This window comes from Algoriphagus sp. oki45, assembly GCF_036245605.1.
GTDB lineage: Bacteria > Bacteroidota > Bacteroidia > Cytophagales > Cyclobacteriaceae > Algoriphagus.
Window position 1 is genome coordinate 907,848 of record NZ_BTPC01000002.1, and the last position, 22,288, is coordinate 930,135.

Genomic DNA, 22,288 nt, shown 5'->3' on the forward strand with positions numbered 1-22,288 from the left:
ATATCACTGCTGTTAGTAAAATTTATTAAAAAAGTTATTTTTACTTTTAAAAAAAATTTAATATTTAAATCCAAAATACCAGCTCTATGAATGTAAGCACCCTAGATTGGGCTATAATTGCGTCCTTTTTTGTTATTTCTCTGTTGATTGGTCTTTTTACAGCCAAATCTGCAGGAAGCTCTGCCAAAGAATTCTTTCTCTCGGGCAGAAACATGCCTTGGTGGCTATTAGGTGTTTCCATGGTGGCAACAACCTTTTCTGCAGATACTCCTAATTTGGTTACTGACATCGTCAGGAAAAATGGAGTAGCCGGCAACTGGGCCTGGTGGGCTTTCTTGCTTACTGGGATGCTGACGGTATTTGTCTATGCCAAGCTTTGGAGAAGATCGGAAGTGACTACCGATTTGGAGTTTTATGAATTGCGCTATTCAGGTAAAGGTGCAGCCTTTTTGAGAGCTTTCCGGGCTATCTATTTGGGAGTGTTTTTCAATGTAGTCATCATGGCGACCGTTTCTCTTGCTGCGATCAAAATCGGAGGTGTGATGCTGGGTCTTTCTCCGGTTCAGACCTTATTGATAGCTTCTATCGTCACGGTGGTATATAGCTCTTTGGGTGGCTTGAAAGGGGTGTTATTAACCGATTTTTTCCAGTTCTTTATCGCAATTATCGGTTCCTTCGGTGCGGCATTTTATATTTTGGATTTGCCTGAAATCGGTTCTTTGAACAATCTTCTAGCTCATGAGGTGGTATCTACCAAGTTGGATTTTCTACCTGATTTCTCTGATCCCAATGTGTATATCCCGATTTTCATCCTGCCTATAGCGATTCAGTGGTGGGCCACGTGGTATCCGGGTGCCGAACCAGGCGGAGGCGGCTACATTGCCCAGCGTATGCTTTCTGCCAAGGATGAAAAGAATGCCATTGGAGCCACCTTATTCTTTAACGTGGCCCACTATGCCTTGAGACCTTGGCCATGGATTATTGTCGCACTTTCCTCTCTGGTCATTTTCCCCAATATCTCGGATCTTCAGGAGGCTTTTCCTCATATTCCTGTGGATAAATTGGGAGATGATTTGGCTTATCCTGCCATGCTTTCTTTTCTTCCTAGAGGTTTGGTTGGGATTGTATTGGCTTCTTTGATTGCTGCGGTGATGTCCACGCTGTCCACTCACCTCAACTGGGGCTCAAGCTACGTAGTTAATGACTTCTACCTTCGCTTCATTAAGCCGGATGCTTCGGATAAGCAATTGGTGGCTGTGGGAAGAATTTCCACTGTATTGCTGATGGGCTTTTCGGCTGTTTTGGCCTTAGCACTTTCATCGGCTTTGGATGCCTTTCAGATTTTGCTGCAGATCGGAGCAGGTACCGGTTTGATTTTTATCCTACGCTGGTTTTGGTGGAGGATCAATGCCTACACGGAGATTTCGGCTATGGCGATCTCCTTTGTGGTGGCGATTTTCTTTGAAGTGATCAATCCTAAGCTGGGCTTGATCGATATTCCTGCGGATCAATCTTACCTGAAGTTGATTTACTCTGTTTCGATTACCACTGTAGGATGGTTGATTGTCACCTTTTTGACCCAACCTGAAAAGGATGAAGTTCTGCTTGCTTTCTATCGAAAGGTCACTCCTGCAGCCCTAGGTTGGAGAAAAGTCCTGGACAGATATCCTTCGGAGCAGGTAGTTGTGGGTACCTTAGGGAAAGAAATCGGATTGATGATTACGGGTACGTTTATGGTGTATTCGGCCTTGTTTTCAACCGGATTTTTTATCTACGGAGAAGTAGTCCCCGGATTCATTGCAGCCGTAATTGCTCTTGCTGGCGGATTTATTATCATTAAGTCTTGGAAAAAATTAAAGTAAGCTCCCAATCCTTATTTTGAGAAAATCCTGCTCTGACCTGAGAGCAGGATTTTTTATTCTTTGAATTTGACGGTATTCATCAAGTGGGTTATGTCGATTTTGATGTATTCGATCACAGGAGCCAGCGAGTCATTTTTCATCGCTGTATTAAAATAAAGGGCGCCTCGAAGAAAATGATCCGTGGAATCGGTCACAAAAAACTGGAATTGCGTCGGTACTTCGCCTGTAAGCTCTGCGACCACTCCTGTATAGCCATTTGGGGTCAAAATCACTCCCTCCTCTATTCCATAGGCTTTCATTTGGTGTTTGGCTGTAAGTTTGAAAGCGTCGTTGGAAAGTGTTTTAAAGTCGGTTTCTCCATCTATCGACTTATAGGTCAAATGAACTTTGGCTCCAAAATCCCTGTAATTAAGATTGATCCAGGTTTTTTCAGAAAGGTTGAAAGAATCCGGCTCCACCAAGCTATGCTGTGAATATTCCAGTTGATAGGGGTAGTTGTTTTCCAGTTCCTGAAACTCATGCGGAGGTAAATCGATTCGATTATATCCTGGAGGTTTTGGAAGCCAATTTTTTTCGCAAGCACTGAGTAGGCTTCCTACTATCAAAAATGCCAAGAATCTCTTCATGGCTTAAAATTAGGTTTTCCATTTGATTTGATGAGGGAAATAAGGAACTTTAAGATTCCACCAAATAATGAATGGTTATGATTAATAAAATTAAAGTATCTGTGGCCGCGGTTTTGTCAGCGGTAATAATGGCAATAGGATCTTTGGCTCAGGCTCAGACGACTAAGGAGGAGTTTCTCAGCAAATGGAATAACAGCAAGCAGTTTACTTTGGATGTTTTGGCCAAAATGCCGGATTCAGGAATGGACTACAAGACCGATCCCGGTGCCATGTCTTTCAAAGAGCAGATTCATCACATTGGCACTGCTATAGTAGGAATCTCCCAAGGCTTTCTCAAAGGAGGAGCTGAAACGCCTTCCTTGGATGTCAAAACTGCCACTAGAGCCCAATTGGCAGATTTTGTGGCCAAAGCCTATGATTATGGCGCCGCTGCTGTACAGGGATTAAGTGCTGCGGATGAAGCAGAAAAAATCGAAGTTTTTGGAAATATGGTCTCCAGAAGACAGGTAGAAGCCCTCTTAATCGATCACAGCACCCATCATCGAGGATCGGCGATAGCCTACCTGAGAGCCAATGGAGTAGAGCCTCCGGCATTTGTCGGATTCTGATCAAGTTTTCCTTTTAAGCAAAAAAGCAGCGTGAATTTTCCGCTGCTTTTTTCATTTATAGAGAGTAATTAAGAAAATACTTCAGTTAAATCTTCCCACTTCAAATCCGCCGATTTCCATCGTGGTGTCCTTTTGCTGATGGAGTTCTGCCAACAACTTTCCGGTTGCCGGGGCAAGAGATATTCCCATCATTGAATGCCCGCTTCCCACGAGTACATTAGAGTAGTTTGGTGAAAAGCCGATGTATGGCAACCCATCCGGAGAACAAGGTCTCAGTCCTTTCCAGATTTCCTTCTCTTGTGGAAATTTGGCTTCAAATTCAGGATAATATCGATTGATGGATTCAAAGATTCCCTGAACCCTACGCATATCCACCTTTTGATTCGTTCCGGCGATTTCTAATGTTCCTCCAAACCGGACTGTTTCTCCATAAGGGCTTACTGCCACTTTTTGCTCGGTTAGGATAGTGGCTTGTTTGATTTCAGGTTGGTTTTTTTGGATAAAAGAATATCCTTTTCCTCCCATCATAGGTAGGGAAAATCCCAGCATTTGAGCCAACTCCCCAGACCAAGAACCTCCGCAGAGCAGTATTTTTTCTGCTTCAATTTTACCCTGATCTGTGATGACTGCATGAACTTTTGTGCCTGTTTTTTCAAAACCCAAAACATTGGTTTTGGATAGGAATTTCACCCCTTTTTCTTCGAGGTATTTCTTTAGGAAACTATACAAAGCACCCGGGTCCAGATGCGCATCTCCGGGAAAAAGTACAGCGCCACGGGCTTTGAGCTCCAAGTTGGGTTCCACTTTTCGGATATCTTCCGGAGATAGAATTTCGGCTTCTAAGCCATATTTTCTGGCCAAATGGGCAAATTCTACTTCTTCCTTTTCCACTCCTTCGGTCTGGTAGGCCATCATCAGTCCTTTTTCCTGAAGAGCCAAAGTCGCTTCCGGATGCTCTGCTTTGAAAGTCAGGTAAAGAGCTTTGGAAAGCAAGCTCAGGTTTTTAAGATAAGGGATGGCCTTGGCTACTTGCTTCTCATTGGCAGATTTGAAAAAAAGGAGGCACCACTGCAAGAGTTTGAAGTCCAGCCGGGGATGGATATAGAATGGACTCTTGGAAGAAAACATCCAGGTGATTCCCTTGGTCACCATACCGGGTGCAGCCAAAGGGATGATATGACTCGGTACAATCATCCCGGCATTGCCTGTGGAGCAGTTGTCCAGCAGGTCGGTGCGGTCAAGGACAGTGACTTCAATGCCTTCTTTCTGAAGAAAATAGGCAGAAAACAGTCCGACAATTCCGCCGCCGATGATGAGAGTGGGCTTCATTTCTATTTTTTAAATCTAAGCATGCGAAGATAGGCGAGGCAAGCTGAAAATATTGGACCTAATTTGACCTGTTTTTATTGTGGATTGATGATTTTTTGATGATCAAGACTCGGGAAATGATTGGGTAAATAGAATTTCTTTCTTTATCGCTTACTCTTATCCTCCTACTTTATACTCTTGACAGGTGCTGATCATTTGAGATTGAAAAGCCTCCTCGTTTTTCAGGATTTCAAAAAATTCAAGGAGATAGGCTTTGGCTTTTTGGTATGCCGGTGCAGAAAGGTCGGATTTGAACTTTTCCAGAACAAGGAAAAACTGCTCTTCTTTAGCCAAGAAATCATTTTTTACCCATTGGGTGAGTTCAGGATTTCTACATACTCCGCGATAGAGTCTTTCGGTGACAGATTTGATCGGTAGGTAGTCGTAGGGCACTGCATAGGGTGCGTTGACAAAACCGGCGTAATCGAAGTCGTAAGGTACAGGAACGTGCTTCTCCTCCTGCTTCAAATCCAGCATCCGGACATTATGCTGGGTGGTGTTGGACCAATCGGTATTGCCAATCATGTAGGAGAAAAAATCCTGCTTCATGGCCAGGGTGTCATTGATCAGGTGGGGGAAAATTATCCCGGAATTGATCTTTTTAGCATCATGTTTTTTGGCCACCTCATCCACATCTTCGATCACAAATGACAAAATTGTGTAGTTTCTTTTTCTTCTATTTTGCTGATCGGTGAGGGTTAAGTCGACTCTTCTGGTTCGGAAATGGATCGGACTCACCACTTCGTAAAGCTTGTATGCCATGAATTCTTTGGCGACCAACTCTTCATATTCCTCCCATTCCTGGCAGGGGAGGACTAATTTTAGACTTCGATTACCCTGAAACGGCGTGTTTTTCGAATTTCCTTTTGGGATTTTCAACCAAAGCGGCATAAAAAAGCATTGAGCCCTGCGGGAATTTCCTCTTGCCCGTACATCCACGGGGACCGAGTCAGTGGCTCCGGACTCGTTTTTGTACTTGAGGAAAGTGGGAAAATATACCGTGTCGGATTCGGAACCTTTCAAGGATTTGAATTGGGTGGTGAGTTCCAATTCTAAAGGTTGTTCATCCTCAAACAGGACGTCCTTTTGCCTTCCAAATAAGGAAGAAGCAAATGACAACATCAAGATAAAAGCAATTCCACTACTGATTCTATAAATCCCCTTCATGCTAAAAATGATTGTTAATTCCCTGAATTTAAGGATTATCCCTTTACAAAAAAGAAGAGGGGCTGGATTTAGCCCCTCAAAAATGTCCAAATAAATGAGTATAAGGTCTTTTCTTAGATTACCTGAAATCCGTGAACATAAGGATCGTCGTCGTCCAGAATGATAGTGTTGTACCCGTAGACCTTGGCCCAGCCTTCGATACTGGGGACGATGGCCGGCTTTCCTGCGATTTCGGTGACTTCTTCGATTCTTCCGATAAACTTGGAGCCGATAAAACTTTCATGGACAAATTCATCTCCGGGCTTAAGCCAGCCTTTGGCAAACCATTGGGCCATTCGAGCGGAAGTGCCCGTACCGCAAGGGGAGCGATCAATGGCTTTGTCCCCATAGAAAACGGCATTTCGGGCAATGCTGCTTTCATCCAGCGTTTTTCCTGTCCACATCACATGGGAAAGCCCGCGAATCCGATCGTGCTCAGGATGTACAAAGTCGTAGTGCTCGTTCATCTTTTTTCGAAGATTTCTGGCCATAGAGATCAGCTGTTCAGCCTTGAAATGCTCCGGTCCAGGAAAATTTTCCTGTGGATCTACAATACAATAGAAGTTTCCTCCATAGGCTACATCAACGGTCAGCTTGCCAAGTTCCTCGATTTCAATGTCCAGATTTTCTGCCGCCAGGTAGCTTTTGACATTGGTCAGCTTGACCGATTTCACTTTTTTGCCTTCCTGCTTGTACTCTACCAAAACCAGTCCTGCAGGAGCTTCCATTCTGAGAAAACCGGGAGTTTTTGGATGAATCAATCCTTCTTCGATAGCGATAGTGATCGTACCTATGGTGCCGTGGCCGCACATTGGTAGGCAACCGGAAGTTTCGATAAATAGGACTGCAAAGTCGTTTTCCAGATCATGTGGAGGAAAAAGCATAGATCCTGACATCATATCGTGCCCCCGAGGCTCAAACATCAGCCCCGTACGGATCCAATCCAGATTTTCCAGAAAATACTGGCGTTTTTCCAGCATATTATTCCCTTTCAGGAAAGGAACACCACCGGAAACTACCCGAACAGGATTGCCACAGGTATGGGCGTCGATGCAGGAGAAGGTGTGTCTTGATGGCATTGAGATTAGATATTCGAGGTTAAAATAAAATGCTGAAATACTATTGAAATACATTAGAAATAGGTCCCGCAAGCGGGACGAAATTTTTATAGAAAAAACTTCTGGGCTGAAAATATTTCACGGAGCAAAGCGAAGTGTATTTCTATTGTGTTTCCACCGCATTTCCTTAGTCATTCACTTCGTGTAAGTTCCATTCACCAATCTCCAAATCCCCAGTGGATTTCCGTCTCGAAGAGCATCGGGAAGCAGATCCTGTGGCATATCTTGAAAGGCAATGGGTCTGGCGAATCTCTTGATAGCATGCGCTCCCACAGAGGTGCTGTTTGGTGCGGTGGTAGAAGGGAAAGGTCCCCCATGCTGCATGGCATAGCCTACTTCTACTCCGGTTGGTACGCCTTTGAAGAGTAAACGTCCGCATTTCTCCTCCAAAAGACTGATTAGAAACAGCTGGTTTTTCAGCTCCTCTTCCTCTGCCCATACGGTAATGGTCAGCTGCCCGTGAAGATGCTTGGCAATCTCCAACAGCTCCTCCTCACTCTGGTACACCACCATCATGGCGAAGGCTCCGAAAACTTCCTTTTGGAAAAGTGAATCCTTAAGCCAATCCTGAGCCTTAATTTCAGCCAAGGCAGTACTGCCATTGATCAAATGTTTAGGGTCTGCGACTTTCACCCAACGGAGCTCTTCCCGAGACTCCAGAAACTGGATGGAATCGTAATAAGCCTGAGCAATCCCTGGATGAAGCATAGGCGCTGCAGCAATGTCTCTGAGCTCGGCAGCAATAGCTGCTTCAAACCCTTTGGCCTGAGATTCAGGTACAAAGATCAGCCCCGGATTGGTGCAAAATTGACCTACGCCCAAGGTAAGAGAAGCGACGAATGCTTTGGCTAAAGCCTCGTTTTGCTTTTCCAACTTATTTGGAAAGCAGAAAATAGGGTTGACTGAACCCATTTCTGCAAAAACGGGAATTGGTTCTTCCCGTTGATTGGCTAGGTTGAATAGGGCCATTCCACCTGCATGAGAACCGGTAAATGCCACTGCTTTTGCCATGGGATGTTTGACTAAAGCTTGACCTTCTGCAATTCCCCCTTCGACATGAGAAAAAAGAGCTGAAGGAAGGCCGCATTTCAAAATAGCCTGATCGATGCAATCGGCTACTTTTTTGGAAGTCTCCGGATGAGCTGGATGGGCTTTGTAGATGACTGGGCAGCCAGCCGCCAAGGCCGAAATAGTATCTCCGCCTGCAGTAGAAAAAGCCAAAGGAAAATTGCTCGCTCCAAAGACGACTACAGGTCCCAATGGAGTCAGCATTCGGCGAATGTCTGCCCTTGGAAGTGGAGTTCGGTCCGGCATTGCCGGATCAATCGTGGCCTCTACCCAAGATCCTTCCTTGACCAAATTGGCGAAAAGCCGAATTTGGCCAGTGGTTCGTCCCAGTTCCCCATTGATTCGGCCTTCAGGTAGATTAGATTCCTTCACGGCTAAAGGGACGATTTCGGACCGAAGGGCTTCCAAAGTATCGGCCAGAGTATCCAAAAAGGCTGCTTTTTCTTTTCCTGGAAGGTTTTTATAGAAAAGAAAGGCTTCTTGGGCTTCTTGAAAGATGGAGTCGAGGTTCATAAGGATGGAAAGATTGTAAAATTGAAAGATTGGAAAATTGAAGAAGTAGAGGGCCGAAGATCACTTCCGTCTTCTGTCTCCCTTCTTCCAGCTTCATCACAATTTCGGCCTTTTTGCCAATCCTTCAGTAATTGTCTTCTCAATTCTTGCTCTTTCTTCCCCGATCAGAGTCAGTCTTGGAGCTCTTACGTGCTCAGAACCCACCCCGCAATGTTGCTCAGCGAGCTTGATGTATTGCACCAGTTTGGGATGGATGTCCAGCTCCAGCAAAGGCAAAAACCAGCGGTAGATTTCTCTTGCTTCTTGGATTTTCCCTTCTTGCACCAAGTTGAAAATGGTCACCGTTTCTTTAGGAAAAGCACAAACCAAACCGGCTACCCAGCCCACAGCTCCCATGAGCAATTCCTCCAAAGCCAAAGTATCCACCCCGCAAAGCAGTTGGAATCGATCACCAAATCGGTTGATCATGCGGGTGACATTGGAGATGTCTCTTGTGGATTCTTTGATGGCTTGTATGTTTTCACACTCGGCCAATTCAGTAAACATGTCTATTGTTACCAAAGTCTTGTAATCCACCGGATTGTTATAGATCATCATTGGTAGTCGGGTGGAATTGGCGACGGTTTTGAAATAAGTGACTACTTCCCGCGCATCAGCAGCATAGCGCATTGGAGGTAAAATCATCAAGCCTGAAGCTCCGAGTTCTTCCGCTTTTTTAGCCCAGAAAAGCGCGTCTTGAGTGGCCCCTTCGGCAATGTTGAGGATTACGGGTACTCTCCCGTTGATATACTTTACGGTTTCTCCTGTTAGGGTGATTTTTTCTTCATGGGACAAAACCGAGCTCTCACCCAAGGTGCCGCCCAGGATGATCCCATGGACTCCACTTTCGAGTTGGAAGTCCAGATTTTTAAAAAACAAGTCCATATCCAGACTTCCGTCTGCGTGAAATTTGGTCGTGACCGCGGGGAATACGCCTTTCCAATTCATGATTCTGAGGTTTTAGGGCTTGAAGCCGATTTAATTTACATCAAAAATAAAGGACAAGTTGCTGGCAGGCTTTCACAGGATTAGTTCATTTTGATACGATATTGATATAATATGGATGGCTCTTATATATTTATTTGTAATTATCTATCATTTTTGGATTATGGAAAAAGTCATTTCATTTCAGGTTCCAAAATCCCAGCGTGAGTTTGTCCGCTATCAGGAGGATCGAGGAACTCACTTTTATGACAAACTGCACCAGCATCCCCAGCTGCAGTTGACGGTGATTCTGGAGGGGAAAGGGCAGTTGCTAAGTAGGGATTATGTGGGGAGATTCCAGGCAGGAGATTTGTTCTTTTTGGGGGAAAATGCTCCGCACGTGTTTCGTAGCGACCCGGAGTTTTTTGAAGAAGGGACCTTGTTGAAATCAGCAGGAAATACGATTTTCTTTGATTTTCAAGCTTTGGGTAAAGCTTTGGGAGAAATTGACGAGCTGGACTCTTTGAGGAAATTTGAGGAAACACAGGGTTTGTGTTTTCAGGTGCAGGGGAAAACCGCCAAAAGGATCAAGGGACTTTTTCTTCAAGTCGAAGACAGCAAAGGTCTTCACAGATTTCAGCTGGCAGTCCAGTTATTGTCCTGGCTGGAGGGTGCCAGGGAGGATTTGATCCGATTGAATGAAACAGGGCTCATTCGGGGCCTTTCGGAGAAGGATGGTAGCCGAATGAACCGGGTCATGCAATTTATTTTGGAAAATCGCTTTCGATCCATCACACTGGAAGAGGTAGCAGGGCAGGCCCATCTCTCCAAGGAAGCCTTTTGCCGCTTTTTCAAATTGAGAACCCGGAAGACCTTCACCCAATACCTCCAGCAACTTCGAATCAGCGAAGCCCAGAAATTGCTTCAGGAGACTGATTTGGGGGTTTCTGAGATTGCTTACCGGGTCGGCTTTGAGAATCTTTCCTATTTCAACCGAAGTTTTAAAAGTCATACCGGAATGACCCCAAGGGAGTTTAAAAACCTAGCGTAAATGTGCCGCAACCTTTTTGGTGATGGTCTTTTTCACGCTTGTCCAAGTTTGCCCTTTTAGACTTAGAGGATCTTCATCTTCCTCAGCATCCTGAAAATACACCATCACTTGTGGAATGGAGATTAGGAGGTTTTGAGTGCTGTATTTTTCCTTATGGGCTTGGATAAAATCAGCCACAGAATAATGCTGAAGAAGTTCGGAAATATCCCAAAAATCCTTCTTTTTTCCCCGACCCAAAATGGCTTGAATCTTCATGGCCATAATGTCTCTATCTGAGAAAAAGCGGATTTCTTCGATTGACTCAGTTTCCCCGATCAAGGGATGAGGGTGACGCACTAAATCCACTTTCACGTCGTGGATGTAGCAAAAGATTCCAAAAATGGGGGGTTTTTCTTCAATGATGAAATGACTTCCAAACTCCGATCTCAGGCAAAAAATGACTTCTTCATTTTCAAATTTTGAAGTTGAAAAAAGATCCAAATCAATAGATAATCGATGCCCAAACTTAAGTGATAGGGCTGTACCTCCCACCAAACCAAATCCCTTGAGACATGGAAGTTGGCAAAGCCTTTTCAGTAAGGAAAGAGTTCCGGGTTCGACTGTCTGAGTTTGTAGCATCTGAAATCTTCTACAGGACGATCAATCACTGCTGCGGCTAAATACATCCTCATTTGAGGTAAAAACTTTGCACTGAGTAAAACTTCTGCGATCAATTCATCCCCATAATATCTGCGGCAATTACGGATATCAGGCGTGTCTCCCCGCTCAAAAACCCGCTCGATGACAAACTTGTATTTTTTGTCATAATCGATGGCTTCAAAATTCACATCCCAGAAGATGCGCTTGTCAAAGATGGGTTTGGGCTTATCACTCATGATGGGAATTTATAAAGGATCGATCAGACAAAAAACGAATTCCTGATTTCAATTTAGTCCGGCAAAGCAAATGCCACATAAGCATCCCCACTTTTTGTCCCTTTTCCTCCTCCGCAGGCTATGACCAGAAACTGCTTTCCGTCTTTCTCATATACCGCCGGAGTGGCATGACCTGCAGCGGGGAGTTTGGCCTCCCAAAGGAGTTGACCTGTTTCTTTGTCAAAGGCTCTGATTTTCTCATCCTTGGTCGCAGCGATAAAAAGCACACCACCAGCTGTGACGACCGGGCCTCCGTAGTTTTCAATGCCGGTATTTTCAAACCCCATGGTTTTCAGGGAATCGATAGAACCCAAAGGAATCTGCCATTTCTTCAAGCCGGTATTCATGTCGATCGCCGTCAAAAGTCCCCAAGGAGGATTGGAGCCGTAGATCCCTTCTTTGGTAACCAATCGCTTGTAGCCCTTCATGTAGTAGCGGGGATAGAGTTTGGAGCTTTCGGCTTCCATTTCTTTTTTGTCTCCCTGATCTGCTTTCCCCAACAGGAAATCTACCAAAACGCCTCTCTCCTCGGCAGAAATATGAGAAAAAGCAGGCATGGCTCCCCTACCTTTCACTAGGAGTTGATTTAGGGAGTCCGCCGTGTATTTCTCTTTCAAACCTACCAAACTGGGTAATGCAGGAGGGTTTCCCTTGCGGTCTAGGCCATGACAATTGCCGCAGTAATTGCTGTAGATGGAAAGTCCAACGTTGCCGAAACTGGCATTGGGAGTCATTTCGATCAGCCAGGGGATTTGATTGGCATTGACGTAGAGGGTTTGGGTTTGGGGATCAAAAGAAGCTCCACCCCACTCACCGCCTCCATCCATTCCTGGGAAAAGAACAATGGGTCTCTCAGGATGTGGAGGAGCCCAGGTATCTCCCATAATAGCATCCCCTAGTTGATTTCGGATATCTGATTCCCACTCGGGTGTCAGATTAAGGATGTCTTTTTCCTCAAAAACCATATTCATAAATGGCTCAGGAAGGGTAGGAATAGGCTGGGTTTTCGAACTCACCTCTCCAGGCATTACGCTTTGGGTGACGGGAGTCTCTGTGATGGGCCAAATGGGCTCACCGGTTTTCCGATCAAAAACATAAGTCATGCCTTGCTTGGAAATCTGAGCCACTGCATCGACCCATTTTCCGTCTTTTTGGATTCGGATCAGATTGGGATTGGCAGGGAAATCCCTGTCCCAGACATCATGATGAACCGCCTGAAAATGCCAGATTCTTTTTCCGGTACGGGCATCCAAAGCCAAAAGGGAATTGGCGTACAGATTATCTCCCGTGCGGTATCCACCCCAAAAGTCATACGTAGCCGAGCCAGTTGGGACAAAAACAATCCCACGGCTTTGGTCCACGGTCATTCCAGCCCAGTTGTTGGCTGCCCCGATTTGGCGGATGTATTTGGGATCCCAAGTCTCATAGCCTTCCTCGCCTTCATGAGGGATGGTGTGAAAAATCCACTCCCGCTTTCCGGTTTTGATATTGTAGGCTCGGATATGTCCCGGTGCAGCATCCAAGCCTTCTGAGAGTCGCATGCCCATGATCAGTTTGTCTTCGAAAACTACGCCCGGGGAATTGGAGACAATCAGAAAATCCTCTAAATCCGTATCCAAGTCTTTTCGCAGATCCACTTTTCCCTGATCCCCAAAACTCAAAATCGGTTCTCCAGTCCGCGCATTTACCGCCATTAGCCAATTGCCGGCGGTAAACAAAATCCGCTTGTCCTCTCCTTCTTCCCAATAAGTCACTCCCCGATTGGTCCCTGCCCAGGAATTTTCACCACCCAAAACCTCAAAAGGATCAAACCTCCAAATTTCCATTCCCGTGGCCGCATCCAAGGCAAAAACATTCAGCTTGGGAGTGGTTCCATACAGCAGTCCATCCACTACAATGGGCTGACACTGAATCTGACTTCGCTCAGTGGCATCTTCGGTATGGTAGGTCCAGGCTACTTGGAGCTGGGCGACATTAGTTGGGGTGATTTGGGTGAGGGCCGAGTACCTTGATCCGTCCTCCGGTCCTCCGTAATGAGACCAGTCGGTGTAGTCGATTTCCGGGCTTTTTTCAGCACAGGAAAAAGCCAGAAAGCTAAGGGCGGAAAAGAGGATTTTTCTCCTATTCATGAGCATTTCAATGAGTTGAAAATGGGGGTCAGGCCAAGGTTTTTTGCTGACTTTCTGATTGATTCTGAGTGGTTACCTGATCAAATTTTTGATCATAATCTGCTCTCAGCGTTCCAAAAAGCCGGTCCCAAATCAAGGTGTAAAGCCCGTAATTTCCATGGAAATACTGGTGATGCTGATTGTGGGCTGTTCCGGTATTGATCCATTTTCCAATCTTGGTTCGGTGAAAATTTTTGGGATAAAGCTCATAGCCCAAGTGACCGTAGACATTGTACGAAAACTGAAACAGCATGAATAGCCCGAATGCGGCCTGATGAATCGGTAAAACAAAACCCAATACCAGAATAATCCCTGCTTCTACTAAGGCTTCCAAAGGATGAAAGGCATAAGCGGTCCAAGGGGAGGGGTTGGTGGATTGATGATGAACTCGGTGTATCGCCTTAAAAAGCCGAGGATGATGCATTAGCCGATGGGCCCAGTAGAAATAGGCATCGTGAATAAAAAACATCAAAGGGAAACTGAGGTAAAAATAGGCCCATCCAAATTTTTCAACATCCCGATAATAAAGCGTAAAGGGGTCCAAAAGAATAAAAGTCACCGCAGCAATTGTGGCGAAAATCAAAATGGTGATCAAAGAGTAGGTGATGTCTCGGGAGTAATCTTTGAGCTTGGGAAATTTGGTTTGCATTTTTCGGCTGGCCATTATTCGGTTTAAAATGAAATAGAAAAGGAAAAAGACTGTACCCGCAATCAGGAAGTAACGAAAAGTCACATTCCCTGCAATTCTGGTCCATCGAATGAAGAAATCCTCCCAAATCATAGGCTCAACTTTAATGATTTTCAAGTTAATCAGAGAATTCTTTCCAATCAAAAGATGATTTCGTCTCTCGCAGATTGCACGGAAGAATAAAGATCGAAAGCTAATCTGTGCTAATCTGAGCAATCTGTGAGCAAAAAAAGTGTGCAAAATCCCTTGGTTCCTTTAGGCCTTCGTGGCCAAAAATGTATTTACTTTGAAGCATGTGGAAGGAAATCTCGGTTTTGATCCGAAAGGAAATCACCCTCGAGTGGAGACAAAAATATGCCTTGAATGGCATTCTGCTCTATGTGGTGTCGGCCGTTTTTATCACTTATCTCAGTGTAGGAGCCAAGATGGGTAATCTATCTGTTCCGACTTGGAATGCACTGTATTGGATTATTATTCTTTTTTCTGCGGTAAATGCCGTAGCAAAAAGCTTTGTACAAGAGCATCAGGGTCGGCAGCTATACTACTACATGATCGCTTCTCCTGAATCCATTATAGTTTCGAAAATCCTCTACAACACCGGACTGACGATGATTTTGGCTCTTTTAGGGTATGGCGTTTTTTCAGTGATTTTGGGAAATCCCGTTCAGGATCAAGAGCTTTTCCTTCTCAACCTAATCTTGGGATCGGTAGGTTTTTCTGCCTCCTTAACTATGGTCAGTGGGATTGCTTCCAAAGCCGGAAACAATGCCACGCTGATGGCGATTTTGAGTTTCCCTGTGATCATCCCGATTTTGCTGATGGCCATTCGCATTTCAAAAAATGCCTTGGATGGCTTGGACTGGAGTGTAAGCGCGGATAAGTTGCTGAGCCTTTTGGCGATCAATACCATCGTGGCAGCTACGGGCTATATTCTGTTTCCTTATTTGTGGAGAAGCTGAATTTGATTTACGATTTTAGAAGTAAGATTTACGAGGGGAAAAAGAACTTCCACCGTCTGTCTAGAACACACTGCTAAATTCTAACTTTTTCACTTTTCATCCTTCATCTCCTTCCCTTCGCAGAGCAGGAACTCCGTTTGTTTGCAATTTTTCAATCTTTTAATTCCTACTTCAACCCGCTAAAATCAAACGTATGAATCACCAGTTCATCCTCGTTGAATTCGGGATTATCGGGATGCATAGGGAAAAGATTTAGTCCTTTTTCATCTACAAAATAATGATGGGCGAGGTAGGTGTTTCTTGGGAGAGTAAATTCTTTGATCAAGGAGAAATCGGAACCATCGTAAACACTTAATGTGTAAAATGGAGGGGTGGAATTAAATTGATCTACATTTACACCTTCAGGAATTTCTTCTCCAGGCCAACCAAAGCGGTAAAGCAAATTTTTATGAGGGTCGAATTCCAATCCAAAATTATCTGAATATTTGAAGGCCAATTTCATGTTTTTCTCGATTGAACTTGACATCCTAGGTGAAAGGAAATAGGCGTTAGAAAAATTAGTGATTAAATCAGACTTGAGTTCGTGCTCTTTATATGATTTTCCTGAAAAATCAACTTCCAATAGCATATTACTGTGGTTATGGAGAAGTAAAATACCTGTTGAATTGGCTGCTATTCCAAAGTTTATGAAATTATTATATTTCAGGATAGAGTTTGGAACTTTAAATTCTAAGAATTCAAAAGTTCCTTTATCCAAATCAAGTGTCAATATTGGAGGGTATTCTGTTAATGCCTTCTCATCAATATCTTCTAATGGTAGATTTTTTAAATCTTCCATCCCAAAAAATAGTCTCCCCTTTTTGTTTGTTTGAATCATGCTCGAATATCTAGTCATCGATGGTATCACCACACCAATTTTTGAGAATTCAGAGTAATCAAACTTAGCCAATTTGGATCCCTGAGAGTTAATTAAATTAAGTTCGTAGGACATATTGGGTATTATCAAACTGTCAGAATTAATTACAAAAATACCCAAAGCGATTCCTAAACCATCCGGCCCCTCTTCTGCAAGCTTGATCGTTTTTTCTACCTGTTGGCTCTCTAAATCAATAACGCTTATTGTGGATCGATTAGAATTCCACCAATATAATTTACCGTCAAAATGCTGGACTGCCCGAACATAATTTTCGGTTTTTCTGTCAATAGAAATAACAGTTGTATCAGAAACGTAGCTTAATGGATCAGTTGAATGCTCCTTTACTTGCGAGCATGAAGCAAGGCAAAATATGCCAATAAGGATTGAAAGGTTTTTCATGGCTATTTTTTAAAGAAAGACTACCTCAATTCAAAAAGACTACCTCAATTCAATTTCATTTGGAAGCATTCCCAAAGAGCTTGAGAGGAATTTCATTTTTGGTTTTGGGGAATGAATTCCTTGATGATTCCTCATTTTTATTCCAATTTTGACTTATCTGGACACTTTGGATATCATTTATGCTTGAAGAAGTTTTATGAGGTAGTCTTTCTAATTTGAACAAGTTTAATCTAAGACTTCTGGAATAGTTGACTGGCAGCCATCACCGCCATAGGCACAATATCCATCCTTAGCGGACATCAAGCACCATTGCAATTCCGCGTCCCATTTACATAAATAATCACCATTTGGCTGACCTTGGGCATTGGCTGCCTGCATGCTGCTCAGTGTAGTCAAAAGGAAAACAAGGGACATTACCCCTAGAAACTTGAGATAGTTTTTCATAAAACATTGAGTTAAGTTAAACATAGGTAAAAGATCAAACCTTTATTCTTCGTTGCCTATTAAATTTACACCCCCCCCATATTTTACTGATAAATGGTCTAATTCTGGTTTAATCGGTTTAAAATAATTTATTCGATTAGTGGTGATAGTTATTTATCGTCTATTAACTGAAAACCAAATTAAGTTATTGTCTCGATTGGAAGTGAGAAATTCTAATCTGAGAGGACCAATTGTCTTTATTCCATATCCTACAAAATCGTTCAAGCTGTCCTACTATTCGGCCTTAAATTTCAACCTTATCACTTTTCCAATCCGCCTCGGCGGACAAGTTCTTCCAATCCTTTTATCTTTAAATCATGGAAAATAAAATTGCCCTGATTACCGGAGCGACCTCCGGAATCGGAAAAGCCTGTGCGATTACTCTCGCCAAAATGGGGTTTGATATTATCGCCACCGGGAGAAGAAAAGATCGCTTGGAGGAATTAAAGTCGGAACTGCCTACTCCTGTCCGGTATTTGCCTTTGGTTTTTGACGTCCGGGACAGAGAAAAAGTCGGTGAAATCCTCAGAAATCTACCTCCTGAATGGGCTGCAGTTGACGTTCTGATCAACAATGCAGGAAATGCCCATGGCATGGACCCGATCCAAACAGGGAGTTTGGACGACTGGGATGCCATGATGGATATCAACGTGAAGGGCTTGCTGTACGTGTCCAAAGCCATTATCCCCGGAATGACGGAGCGTAATTCGGGCACTATTATCAATATTGGCTCCATTGCCGGTAAGGAGGTCTATCCCAACGGGAATGTATACTGTGGCAGCAAGCATGCGGTAGATGCCATTACCAAAGGCATGCGCATCGACCTGAATCCTTTTGGCATCAAAGTCATTGGCATTCATCCAGGTTTGGTGGAGACGGAGTTTTCCTTGGTCCGGTTTAAAGGGGATGAAAAAAGAGCTGAGACGGTCTATCAAGGGTACGAACCGCTAGTGGCTCAGGATATTGCCGATATCGTTGAGTTTGTGGTAAACAGGCCACCCCATGTGGTTTTGGCAGATATTGTGGTTTTGCCCACTGCCCAGGCCGCTGCGACCTTGGTCAAAAAAAACCTTCCTTCATGAGAAAATTTAGCGTGTTGGGAATTGCCCTTCTTTTGGCCTGTTCGGCTCCTAAGAGTGATCAGGAAACCTTTTCTGAACTGCAGCGGGAGGAAATCGCTCCTATTGCCACTGTGGAAACAACAGCCCCAATTTCTCCTCTTGAGCAGAAATTGATCGATCAGGGATTGGTGGACATTCAGACTGTGGACCCTAGCATCAGGGTGGAATTGAAGTATTCTACTGAGGATAATTTCTTTGGTCAGGATGTTTATGGGGAATTGACTCGATGTTATTTGCAGCCTGAAGTAGCTCAGCGTGTAAAATCTGCCAATGAGGCCCTGCAAAGGGAATTTCCTCACTTGACCTTGCTGATTTACGATGGAGTGCGACCTCAGAGTGTGCAGCAGATTCTCTGGGATAGCTTGGACAAGCCGGACAGCATCAAGCCCCTCTATGTGGCTGATCCTAAAATAGGTGGATTGCACAACTTTGGTGTGGCGGTCGATCTGACTATTTTCGATACCCAATCTGATTCGGTTTTGGATATGGGGACTACTTACGATTACTTCGGTTATCCTGCCTATCCTGACCGGGAAAAGCAGATGCTGGCTGAGGGAAAAATTACCCAAACCCACATTGCCAACCGAGAAATCCTCAGAAAAGTGATGAAAGGGGCAGGTTTTACAGGAATCGGTAGCGAATGGTGGCATTTCAATGCATTTTCACGTAAAAAAGCCGGTGAGAAATTTTCACTGATCAAATAACTTCAGACATTGGATTTCGGAAGTCGGTTAGTCTTTTCGAAATCCGAAATTTCCTTATCAATGACCCATTAACCATCAACACACCATGAATCTCAAACCAACCTTACTGACGCTTTGCCTGATCCTTGGCATTGCCTTTTCTGCTCTTTCACAAGGAGGGGCACAATATAGAGTCTTGGTCTTCTCCAAAACGGCCGGATTCCGTCACCAATCCATCCCTGAGGGGGTAGCAGCTGTTAAAAAACTCGGTCAGGAAAATGGATTCGGAGTCTATGTCACCGAGGACGCCAATCAATTTAATGATGAGAATCTCGCCAAATACGATGTGGTGGTTTTGCTGAGCACCACCGGGACTATTTTCAATGAGGCCCAAAAAGCTGCTTTCCAAAAGTTTGTTCAAAGTGGAAAAGGGGTAGTCGGTATCCACTCCGCTACCGATACAGAATACGAATGGCCGTGGTATAATCAAATGATCGGTGCCTATTTCCTGGCCCATCCACGCCAACAGACGTTGAGAATGCAGGTCTTGGATCAATCTCACCCTTCTACTTGGCATTTGCCTGAGAATTGGCTCTGGTTTGATGAGTTGTACGAATTCAGAAATATCAATCCGGCCATCAAGGTCCTGATCAATGCTGACGAGACCACCTATGAGCCAGCCAAACCCATGGGAGCGAATCACCCGATGGCTTGGTATCATGAGTTTGATGGGGGGAGAGTTTTTTACACTGCTTTGGGACACGTGGAGGCTGCATGGGCCAATCCTGTTTTTCTACAGCATGTGCACGGAGGCATTTGGTATGCAGCCAAAGGTAAGCTTCCTTAGTGATTTGGTGTTAAATCACCTAAAAATCAGGAAAAACACAGGGCTTCGGAACTTCCGGACCCTTTTTTGGTTTTTCTTTACAATCAAATCAAGAATACCATGCTCAAAGCTCAAGCCCGACCTGTCCACCTCTACATGGAGGCTAATCCCAATCCCAATTCCCTGAAGTTTGTAGCCAATTTTATGTTGGTAGATGAGGGAGTAAGTTTTGACTTTCCTGATGTGGAAAGCACGGGAAACAGCCAATTGGCCAAGGAGTTGTTCAATTTTGCTGCGGTGCAGCGGGTATTTATCGCTTCCAATTTTGTCACTGTGACCAAGTCCGAAGATGTGGAATGGCCGGAAATACAGACCATTATCCGGGACCACATCAAACAATTCTTAGAATCCGGACAAAAAGCCGTTCAGGCCAGTTTTGAAAAGGATCCACTTTTTGATGAGAACGATTCGGAAGTGGTCAAAAAAATCAAAGGAATATTGGACGAATACATCCGTCCCGCGGTAGAGCAGGATGGTGGAGCGATAGTTTTTCATTCTTTTCAGGACGGAGTAGTCAAAGTCCTGCTTCAAGGTTCCTGCTCCGGCTGTCCATCCAGTACGGTGACACTCAAAGCGGGAATCCAAAACCTGCTGACCCGCATGCTTCCAGAAGTGAAGGAAGTGGTTGCAGAGGGAATCTAAGCGCAAAACGATATGGGCAATAGGGATTGGTCCTGGGCTTTTCTTGGGGTATTGGCCTTGGGAATCCGGTATTTTGCCATGCAAAATACCGAGCTCACCGATGACCTGTATTCCCGTAAGTTTTTCCCTGGGATAAGAAATGTAGTGGATTTGACACTGGGGTATTTACCTTTCCCCAGTGTCTATCTTTTCTTGGTTTCCGTTTTTTTGGTGATTGGGATATATCTCTTCAGGCTTTCTAAAAAGAATGGCTGGAAAGAGAAAACGCTTTATACTATTCAGGCTTTTGCCAATGGAGCAGGGGCTTTAATTTTCTTTTTTCTCATCCTTTGGGGATACAACTATCAGCGGACTCCGATCTTTCAGCAATTGGAATTGAAGCCCCAATCGCTGAATCTGGAGCAGATTGAATCTGAAATCAAACTCACTCAAAGACTGGTGGAGCTTTATCGCTTGAGGCTGACTCGTGATACCCTGGCTATTCAAAACACCATGCCTTATACAGATTTGGAAGTTTTGGTTAGGTCCAATATGAGTGAAAATCTGGAAATCCTTGGCCTCAATTTCACGGGAAGGCCAAGGACTAAGCTTTTTCCTCCTCCGGGATTTATGAGAAAGATGGGGATTCTTGGTATTTATTTTCCTTTTACCGGAGAAAGCTACATAGACCCGACCCTGCATCCTTTGGAGCAGCCCTTCACTGTAGCTCATGAAATGGCGCATAGCTATGGTGTGACAGACGAGGGTGAGGCAAATTTTATCGCTTGGGTCATCTGCGCCAATTCGGAAAACTACCTTCTTCGCTACTCAGGACACTTGAGATTGCTCCAATATCAAATGAGAGATTACTATCGGATGGAGCCGAAAAAATATAAAGTCTGGGTCAACACCATCAATCCGGGAGTCCTTGCTGACTTGCAATCTATCCGGGAAGCGGCGGAAGCGATCAAACCTTTTTCTTTGGAGCTGTCCAAAAAGTCTAATGATCTCTTTCTCAAGACGCAAGGAGTAAAAGCTGGTGTGAATTCCTATCAGCAGCTTCCTATGCTGGCGTTTGCTTGGAGAAAAAGAATCAATTTTGAGGAATAATTTTTTGATTATACTGTCAAGTCTATTAGTTTTCCTCCCAAGAAAAATAACACTTGATGAAAACTCTATTTTTACTTCTCCTGCTTGTTACAGGTCTTCATTTCACTTCTTTTGGACAGATAGAAATAGAAACCGAACGAGACAAGGAAGGTGTAGTCACCTTCTACGCCATTAACAGAACGGCCGTTCCTCATACCGTATTGATCAATTTTTCTCAGCTTCAGAATATGACCACTACAGGTGGTGGGAATGTGACTGCCCTTGCCTCGCCCGGCAGGTCAAGAGTGGCCACACTCAAGCCTACTTTGTCCGGTCAAGGGACTAATTATAGGTATTCCTACTCCTATATTAAGGGGAATATCTTTGCAAAATCGAAAAACCCGGCTGTCTATCTGATCCCGGTGGAAGCGGGGCAGGAAGTGATGGCTGCGCAAATGAATCCACTTGCCGACCGATTGACCGAAGGGGAAAAGACCGGTAGCTATGTAGGAGTCTCTTTTTCCTTTTCCAACCCTACCATGATCGTAGCCCCGAGAAAAGGAATAGTCTCAGATATCAAAATGGACTACGAAGGGAATAAAGAAAATTTGAGTTTTAATCGGGCGGAAAACTTCATTGAGCTATACCATGAAGATGGAACTTTCACCAAAATCTCTGTACTCAAAGCAGGCTCTGCCAAAGTGAAAGAAGGCGACCTTGTTTTCCCCGGTGATGTAATAGCGCAGTCAGGTGGAGAAAACTACTCCTCCGGACCTCATGTGCGGATGATCAATCTAAAACCTGTCAAATTGGATTCGGAAAAATTGAGTATGGAGGCATTTCCTGTGACTTTTGTGAGTGAGCAGGGGGAGATTTCTTTTAATCAACCCGAAAACTTTATGGTGGCTCATCCCCAAGATGTGGTCACTGCAGAAATGAGCAAAAGAGAATTGAAAGCTTTTCAGGAGGGAAAATAAA

Annotated in this window: 22 protein-coding genes; 10 read left to right on the forward strand and 12 right to left on the reverse strand. The window is 44.3% G+C overall.

All coding sequences use genetic code 11. The features are described 5' to 3' along the window. The first annotated feature begins 86 nt into the window (after positions 1-86). Positions 87-1,862: a sodium:solute symporter family protein gene (locus AAA942_RS13520; protein WP_338220812.1), complete on the forward strand. Its 1,776-nt coding sequence runs from the start codon at positions 87-89 to the stop codon at positions 1,860-1,862. Positions 1,863-1,915: 53 nt separating this feature from the next. Here the strand turns inward: AAA942_RS13520 and gldD are convergent, their stop codons facing one another. Continuing rightward, complete coding sequence (gene gldD, locus AAA942_RS13525) at positions 1,916-2,488, reverse strand: gliding motility lipoprotein GldD (RefSeq protein ID WP_338220813.1); 573 nt, start codon at positions 2,486-2,488, stop codon at positions 1,916-1,918. 77 nt (positions 2,489-2,565) lie between these two features. On the opposite strand from gldD, the gene AAA942_RS13530 reads away from it, so the two are divergent. Next, positions 2,566-3,096, forward strand: a complete 531-nt coding sequence (locus AAA942_RS13530) for a DinB family protein (RefSeq protein ID WP_338220814.1) — start codon at positions 2,566-2,568, stop codon at positions 3,094-3,096. A gap of 81 nt (positions 3,097-3,177) precedes the next feature. Here AAA942_RS13530 and AAA942_RS13535 read toward each other — a convergent pair whose 3' ends face one another. The 5 genes from AAA942_RS13535 to AAA942_RS13555 all read right to left on the reverse strand — a co-directional run bounded on the left by AAA942_RS13535 (position 3,178) and on the right by AAA942_RS13555 (position 9,356). Next, complete coding sequence (locus tag AAA942_RS13535; RefSeq protein WP_338220815.1) at positions 3,178-4,425, reverse strand: NAD(P)/FAD-dependent oxidoreductase; 1,248 nt, start codon at positions 4,423-4,425, stop codon at positions 3,178-3,180. A gap of 156 nt (positions 4,426-4,581) precedes the next feature. Beyond that, entirely contained in the window at positions 4,582-5,631 is a 1,050-nt protein-coding gene (locus AAA942_RS13540; RefSeq protein WP_338220816.1) for a hypothetical protein, read from the reverse strand. A gap of 113 nt (positions 5,632-5,744) precedes the next feature. Beyond that, a complete protein-coding gene (locus tag AAA942_RS13545; protein ID WP_338220817.1) occupies positions 5,745-6,749 on the reverse strand; it encodes a 4-hydroxyproline epimerase in 1,005 nt (334 codons plus the stop codon). Positions 6,750-6,923: 174 nt separating this feature from the next. Continuing rightward, the gene (locus AAA942_RS13550; RefSeq protein WP_338220818.1) at positions 6,924-8,369 is read right to left on the reverse strand and encodes an aldehyde dehydrogenase (NADP(+)); all 1,446 of its coding nucleotides are present in this window, start codon (positions 8,367-8,369) and stop codon (positions 6,924-6,926) included. 96 nt (positions 8,370-8,465) lie between these two features. Further along, on the reverse strand, positions 8,466-9,356 hold the full coding sequence (locus AAA942_RS13555) for a dihydrodipicolinate synthase family protein (protein ID WP_338220819.1): 891 nt from the start codon (positions 9,354-9,356) through the stop codon (positions 8,466-8,468). A gap of 160 nt (positions 9,357-9,516) precedes the next feature. Here AAA942_RS13555 and AAA942_RS13560 point away from each other — a divergent pair, with 160 nt between their 5' ends. Next, complete coding sequence (locus AAA942_RS13560; RefSeq protein WP_338220820.1) at positions 9,517-10,383, forward strand: AraC family transcriptional regulator; 867 nt, start codon at positions 9,517-9,519, stop codon at positions 10,381-10,383. Here the strand turns inward: AAA942_RS13560 and AAA942_RS13565 are convergent. From AAA942_RS13565 to AAA942_RS13580, 4 genes are read right to left on the reverse strand one after another with little or no spacing between them, the layout of a single operon-like run. Further along, positions 10,375-11,001, reverse strand: coding sequence for a nucleotidyl transferase AbiEii/AbiGii toxin family protein (locus tag AAA942_RS13565; protein WP_338220821.1), 627 nt, complete (start codon positions 10,999-11,001; stop codon positions 10,375-10,377). The two genes, AAA942_RS13560 and AAA942_RS13565, sit on opposite strands and share 9 nt — an antisense overlap. After that, on the reverse strand, positions 10,956-11,258 hold the full coding sequence (locus AAA942_RS13570; protein WP_338220822.1) for a DUF6922 domain-containing protein: 303 nt from the start codon (positions 11,256-11,258) through the stop codon (positions 10,956-10,958). Before AAA942_RS13570 ends, AAA942_RS13565 begins: the two co-directional genes overlap by 46 nt. Positions 11,259-11,311: 53 nt before the next feature. Continuing rightward, complete coding sequence (locus AAA942_RS13575) at positions 11,312-13,432, reverse strand: outer membrane protein assembly factor BamB family protein (RefSeq protein WP_445083342.1); 2,121 nt, start codon at positions 13,430-13,432, stop codon at positions 11,312-11,314. 22 nt (positions 13,433-13,454) lie between these two features. Then, the gene (locus AAA942_RS13580) at positions 13,455-14,270 is read right to left on the reverse strand and encodes a sterol desaturase family protein (RefSeq protein WP_338220824.1); all 816 of its coding nucleotides are present in this window, start codon (positions 14,268-14,270) and stop codon (positions 13,455-13,457) included. A 176-nt stretch (positions 14,271-14,446) separates the two neighbouring features. Here AAA942_RS13580 and AAA942_RS13585 point away from each other — a divergent pair, with 176 nt between their 5' ends. After that, a complete protein-coding gene (locus tag AAA942_RS13585) occupies positions 14,447-15,112 on the forward strand; it encodes a heme exporter protein CcmB (protein ID WP_338220825.1) in 666 nt (221 codons plus the stop codon). Between the two features lie 166 nt (positions 15,113-15,278). On the opposite strand, the gene AAA942_RS13590 is transcribed toward AAA942_RS13585, so the two are convergent. Both AAA942_RS13590 and AAA942_RS13595 read right to left on the reverse strand, forming a co-directional pair. Continuing rightward, positions 15,279-16,427, reverse strand: a complete 1,149-nt coding sequence (locus tag AAA942_RS13590) for a DUF4221 family protein (protein ID WP_338220826.1) — start codon at positions 16,425-16,427, stop codon at positions 15,279-15,281. 225 nt (positions 16,428-16,652) lie between these two features. Continuing rightward, positions 16,653-16,841 (reverse strand): hypothetical protein, encoded by a 189-nt coding sequence (locus AAA942_RS13595; protein WP_338220827.1) that lies wholly within the window; start codon positions 16,839-16,841, stop codon positions 16,653-16,655. Positions 16,842-17,227: 386 nt separating this feature from the next. On the opposite strand from AAA942_RS13595, the gene AAA942_RS13600 reads away from it, so the two are divergent. From AAA942_RS13600 to AAA942_RS13625, 6 genes are all read left to right on the forward strand, one after another. Beyond that, positions 17,228-17,992: an SDR family NAD(P)-dependent oxidoreductase gene (locus AAA942_RS13600; protein WP_338220828.1), complete on the forward strand. Its 765-nt coding sequence runs from the start codon at positions 17,228-17,230 to the stop codon at positions 17,990-17,992. Further along, positions 17,989-18,735: a M15 family metallopeptidase gene (locus AAA942_RS13605; protein ID WP_338220829.1), complete on the forward strand. Its 747-nt coding sequence runs from the start codon at positions 17,989-17,991 to the stop codon at positions 18,733-18,735. Before AAA942_RS13600 ends, AAA942_RS13605 begins: the two co-directional genes overlap by 4 nt. A gap of 85 nt (positions 18,736-18,820) precedes the next feature. Further along, the gene (locus AAA942_RS13610; protein WP_338220830.1) at positions 18,821-19,561 is read left to right on the forward strand and encodes a ThuA domain-containing protein; all 741 of its coding nucleotides are present in this window, start codon (positions 18,821-18,823) and stop codon (positions 19,559-19,561) included. Between the two features lie 99 nt (positions 19,562-19,660). After that, on the forward strand, positions 19,661-20,242 hold the full coding sequence (locus tag AAA942_RS13615) for a NifU family protein (protein ID WP_338220831.1): 582 nt from the start codon (positions 19,661-19,663) through the stop codon (positions 20,240-20,242). A gap of 12 nt (positions 20,243-20,254) precedes the next feature. Then, entirely contained in the window at positions 20,255-21,331 is a 1,077-nt protein-coding gene (locus AAA942_RS13620; protein ID WP_338220832.1) for a DUF3810 domain-containing protein, read from the forward strand. Between the two features lie 56 nt (positions 21,332-21,387). Continuing rightward, entirely contained in the window at positions 21,388-22,287 is a 900-nt protein-coding gene (locus AAA942_RS13625; RefSeq protein ID WP_338220833.1) for a M23 family metallopeptidase, read from the forward strand. The last annotated feature ends 1 nt before the right edge of the window (position 22,288 follow it).

Excerpts from the sequence above, each read along its gene's own strand:
- AAA942_RS13550 (WP_338220818.1), bottom strand. The coding sequence starts at position 8,369 with ATGAACCTCGACTCCATCTTTCAAGAAGCCCAAGAAGCCTTTCTTTTC.
- AAA942_RS13585 (WP_338220825.1), top strand. The coding sequence starts at position 14,447 with ATGTGGAAGGAAATCTCGGTTTTGATCCGAAAGGAAATCACCCTCGAG.
- AAA942_RS13530 (WP_338220814.1), top strand. The coding sequence starts at position 2,566 with ATGATTAATAAAATTAAAGTATCTGTGGCCGCGGTTTTGTCAGCGGTA.
- AAA942_RS13565 (WP_338220821.1), bottom strand. The coding sequence starts at position 11,001 with ATGCTACAAACTCAGACAGTCGAACCCGGAACTCTTTCCTTACTGAAA.
- AAA942_RS13520 (WP_338220812.1), top strand. The coding sequence starts at position 87 with ATGAATGTAAGCACCCTAGATTGGGCTATAATTGCGTCCTTTTTTGTT.
- AAA942_RS13590 (WP_338220826.1), bottom strand. The coding sequence starts at position 16,427 with ATGAAAAACCTTTCAATCCTTATTGGCATATTTTGCCTTGCTTCATGC.
- AAA942_RS13595 (WP_338220827.1), bottom strand. The coding sequence starts at position 16,841 with ATGTCCCTTGTTTTCCTTTTGACTACACTGAGCAGCATGCAGGCAGCC.
- gldD (WP_338220813.1), bottom strand. The coding sequence starts at position 2,488 with ATGAAGAGATTCTTGGCATTTTTGATAGTAGGAAGCCTACTCAGTGCT.
- AAA942_RS13570 (WP_338220822.1), bottom strand. The coding sequence starts at position 11,258 with ATGAGTGATAAGCCCAAACCCATCTTTGACAAGCGCATCTTCTGGGAT.
- AAA942_RS13605 (WP_338220829.1), top strand. The coding sequence starts at position 17,989 with ATGAGAAAATTTAGCGTGTTGGGAATTGCCCTTCTTTTGGCCTGTTCG.
- AAA942_RS13560 (WP_338220820.1), top strand. The coding sequence starts at position 9,517 with ATGGAAAAAGTCATTTCATTTCAGGTTCCAAAATCCCAGCGTGAGTTT.
- AAA942_RS13535 (WP_338220815.1), bottom strand. The coding sequence starts at position 4,425 with ATGAAGCCCACTCTCATCATCGGCGGCGGAATTGTCGGACTGTTTTCT.
- AAA942_RS13615 (WP_338220831.1), top strand. The coding sequence starts at position 19,661 with ATGCTCAAAGCTCAAGCCCGACCTGTCCACCTCTACATGGAGGCTAAT.
- AAA942_RS13555 (WP_338220819.1), bottom strand. The coding sequence starts at position 9,356 with ATGAATTGGAAAGGCGTATTCCCCGCGGTCACGACCAAATTTCACGCA.
- AAA942_RS13600 (WP_338220828.1), top strand. The coding sequence starts at position 17,228 with ATGGAAAATAAAATTGCCCTGATTACCGGAGCGACCTCCGGAATCGGA.
- AAA942_RS13610 (WP_338220830.1), top strand. The coding sequence starts at position 18,821 with ATGAATCTCAAACCAACCTTACTGACGCTTTGCCTGATCCTTGGCATT.
- AAA942_RS13545 (WP_338220817.1), bottom strand. The coding sequence starts at position 6,749 with ATGCCATCAAGACACACCTTCTCCTGCATCGACGCCCATACCTGTGGC.
- AAA942_RS13625 (WP_338220833.1), top strand. The coding sequence starts at position 21,388 with ATGAAAACTCTATTTTTACTTCTCCTGCTTGTTACAGGTCTTCATTTC.
- AAA942_RS13540 (WP_338220816.1), bottom strand. The coding sequence starts at position 5,631 with ATGAAGGGGATTTATAGAATCAGTAGTGGAATTGCTTTTATCTTGATG.
- AAA942_RS13575 (WP_445083342.1), bottom strand. The coding sequence starts at position 13,432 with ATGCTCATGAATAGGAGAAAAATCCTCTTTTCCGCCCTTAGCTTTCTG.
- AAA942_RS13620 (WP_338220832.1), top strand. The coding sequence starts at position 20,255 with ATGGGCAATAGGGATTGGTCCTGGGCTTTTCTTGGGGTATTGGCCTTG.